A 3,369-nucleotide genomic window follows, 5' to 3' on the forward strand; every position below is an offset into this window, starting at 1 on the left:
CTGGCCGGCTGCGCTGCACTGGCGGCGCCGGGCGTGGCGGAGGCCATCACCGTGCCGCTGCTGGCGCTGGTGCCGGCGGAGGACCAGCTGGTCGACAGTGCGGCGACGCAGCGGCTGGTGGCGCGCATGCCGAATGGGCAGTGTGAAACGATACCGGGTGCGGCCCACGAACTGCTGCGCGAAGCCGAGCCATTGCGCAGCAACGTGTTCAGACGCATCCTCACCTTTCTGAGCCAAACGCAGTGAAAAATACGGATTTCGACATCGCAATCATCGGCGCCGGCATCGCCGGTGCCAGCACCGCTTGGGCTCTGCTGGAGGCCGCCCCGCAGTTGCGGGTGCTGTTGCTCGAAATGGAAGAGCGGCCCGGCTATCACACCACCGGGCGATCGGCGGCGATCTTCATCGAAAGCTATGGCGGGCCGGCGGTGGTGCCCTTGAGCCACGCCAGTCGCGCCTTCTTTGGCGAGCCTCCGGCCGGCTTTGGGCCGCTGCTCCAGCACCGGCCCAGCCTGATGGTCGAGGCACCGGAAGACCCGGGCGGGCTGGAGCGGGTGGCGGCCGAGTTTGACGAAGGCAAGGTGGACTATCGCTGGCTGGATGCCGTTGCGCTGGCCGCTTCGCCGGTGGGGCCGATGCTGAAACCCGCATGGTGTCGGCAGGCGCTGATCGAGCCTGATTGCCACGATATCGACGTTGCCGCCCTGCACCAGGGCTTCCTGCGCGGCGCCGGCGGAGCCAGGATGACGCTGGTCACCGATGCCGAAGTGACCGGGCTGGAGCGCCGCGCCGGCCGCTGGCACATCACCACGCGGGCCGGTGACATGACCGCGTCGCTGCTGGTGAATGCCGCGGGGGCCTGGGCTGATGGCGTGGCGGCGCTGGCCGGCGCTGCGCCCCGGGGCCTGATGCCCCTGCGGCGCACCATGGCGGTGCTGCGCATCGATCCGGTGCCGCCGGCCGATCTGCCGACCGTGATGAGCAGCGATGGCAGCTTCTATTTCAAACCCGATGCCGATCGGCTGTGGCTGTCGCCGCATGACGAGATCCCGGACGTGCCGCACGATGTCCGCCCCGACGAGATGGACCTGGCCGTGGTCATCGACCGGTTCGAGCAGGCCACGACGGTGGCGGTGAAGCGGCTCGAATCGAGCTGGGCGGGCCTGCGCACGTTCGCGCCGGACCGGCTGCCGCTGTTCGGCTTCGATGACGGGGTGGAAGGCTTCTTCTGGTGCGCCGGGCAGGGTGGATTCGGCATCCAGACGGCGCCGGCGGCCGGAAGGCTGTGCGCCGCGATGCTGCTGGGCCGCACGCCCGAACTGGACCCGGCGCCCTGGCTGGCCACGCGCCGCTTCGTATGAGCGGCGCCACCCCTGCGACATATTTACATATGTAGAGGCCCGCACTGCGGCGAGCCGGCAGAGCGTGTAGACCGTTTGCGCTGTTGCAGCGCGTGATGGCCCGCCACTTCGGGCCCCGCCCCTTCACCGCGTTGCAGCAGCTGGTAACGACTTTGCTTTGTGCGTTTGGTGGGTGAGGGCCGGGGATGGCGTGTATGGTGTTGCCATCCCCGGATCCCCGCCCCGTTCAGCCGCGCTGTCCCCGGTATCGGGCGAGGAAGCGATCGGCAAAATCCGCCAGATATCCACCCGCGACGGCGGCCCGCAGATCGCCCATCAACTGCTGATAGAAACCGATGTTATGCTGGGTCATCAGCATCGCGCCCAGCATCTCGCCGGCCTTCACCAGATGGTGGAGATAAGCGCGGCTAGTGGCGTGCGGACCGTGGCATACCGGGCAATGGCAATCGGCATCCAGCGGCCGCAGATCCTCGGCATGAGCGGCGTTCCTGAGGTTGAGCGGGCCATCATGGGTGAAGGCCTGGCCGTTGCGCCCCGAACGGGTGGGCAGCACGCAATCGAACATGTCGACACCGCGGCAGACGGCGCCCACGATGTCATCCGGCTTGCCAACCCCCATCAGGTAGCGCGGCGCCTCGGCTGGCAGCTGGTCGGTGGCATAATCGAGCACGCCGAACATGGCCTTCTGGCCTTCGCCCACCGCCAGCCCGCCGATGGCGTAGCCATCAAAGCCGATGGCGCGAAGGGCGGTGGCCGATTCGGCGCGCAGCCGCTCGTCGAGCCCACCCTGCTGGATGCCGAACAGCGCCGCGCCGGCCGCATGATCCGTGCCGGCATCGAAGGCGGCCCGGCTGCGCGCCGCCCAGCGCATGGAGCGCTCCATGGCCGCCTGCACCGCCTCACGGGGGGCGGGCAGGGCCACCAGTTCGTCAAAGGCCATCACGATGTCGCTGCCCAGGAGGCGCTGGATCTCCATCGAGCGTTCCGGGCTCATCAGGTGCCGGCTGCCATCGAGATGGCTGGCGAAGGTGACGCCTTCCTCCGTGCGCTTTGTCAGGCCCGACAGGCTCATCACCTGGTAGCCGCCGCTGTCAGTGAGGATCGGCCGTTCCCAGCCCATGAAGTGGTGCAGGCCGCCGAGGCGATGAATGCGCTCGGCGGTGGGGCGCAGCATCAGGTGATAGGTGTTGCCCAGGATGATGTCTGCCCCGGCGGCGCGCACTTCAGACGCGCGCATCGCCTTCACCGTTGCAGCCGTGCCCACCGGCATGAAGGCCGGGGTCCGGATATCGCCCCTGCGCATCCGGATCGTGCCGGCGCGCGCCTTGCCGCTGCGGGCATGAACCTCGAACTGGAAGCGCGGCGCCGTCATGGTGCGCGCGCTTAGCCGGCTTTGCCGCCGGTTGCAAAAACGCCCGTGATCCACCGGCTGACGGCGCGGACGGCGGGCAGGCGGGCCACATCACGGTGCACCACCAGCCACGGCACCCTGACCGGCGCCGGGGTGGCCGTGGGGATCTCGATCAGGCCGGCCGCCATCCGGCGCGGCAGCAGGCCGATGCCCGCCCCGGCCTGTGTGGCGGTGAGCAGCGCGCGCGTGGAGCCCGTAGCCAGCCGCACCGCCCCGGCCAGCCCCAGCCCGGCCAGCCAGGCCATTTCCGGGATGCGGCCAAAACTGTCGTCATAGGCCAGGATCGGGCCATCGGCCGCAACCACGTCAGCAGGCGAACGCCCGGCCAGCCAGGCGGGGCTCGCAAATAGCGCCACCTGTTCAGCCGGCAGCGCACGGACGATCAGCGCCGCGCCGTCCGGGCGGGACATGCGCACCGCGATGTCGGCCTCGCGACCCGCCAGGCTCACCACCGCGCCCTGGCTCTGCAGGGTGACGGCGATATCGGGGTGGCGCGCCCACAGGCGGGGCAGCGCAGGCGCCAACCGATCGGCGATCACCGTTTCGGTGGCCGTCACCCTGACCATCGCCGGACCGTCGCTGCGCAGAGCCGCCGCG

4 protein-coding genes are annotated in these 3,369 nt (G+C 69.8%); 2 read left to right on the plus strand and 2 right to left on the minus strand.

The features are described from left to right. A partial coding sequence (locus GJV64_RS12755; protein WP_205599629.1) for an alpha/beta hydrolase occupies positions 1-246 on the plus strand: 246 nt, incomplete at its 5' end. Further along, complete coding sequence (locus tag GJV64_RS12760) at positions 243-1,361, plus strand: NAD(P)/FAD-dependent oxidoreductase (protein WP_164157678.1); 1,119 nt, start codon at positions 243-245, stop codon at positions 1,359-1,361. The genes GJV64_RS12755 and GJV64_RS12760, both read left to right, overlap by 4 nt. Before the next feature lie 226 nt (positions 1,362-1,587). Here the strand turns inward: GJV64_RS12760 and tgt are convergent, their stop codons facing one another. Both tgt and GJV64_RS12770 read right to left on the minus strand, forming a co-directional pair. Beyond that, a complete protein-coding gene (gene tgt / locus GJV64_RS12765) occupies positions 1,588-2,733 on the minus strand; it encodes a tRNA guanosine(34) transglycosylase Tgt (RefSeq protein ID WP_164157680.1) in 1,146 nt (381 codons plus the stop codon). Positions 2,734-2,744: 11 nt separating this feature from the next. Beyond that, the coding region (locus GJV64_RS12770; protein ID WP_205599630.1) for a substrate-binding domain-containing protein at positions 2,745-3,369 on the minus strand (625 nt) is incomplete at its 5' end.

Source organism: Sandarakinorhabdus rubra, assembly GCF_010994245.1.
Classification (GTDB): Bacteria; Pseudomonadota; Alphaproteobacteria; order Sphingomonadales; family Sphingomonadaceae; genus Sandarakinorhabdus; species Sandarakinorhabdus rubra.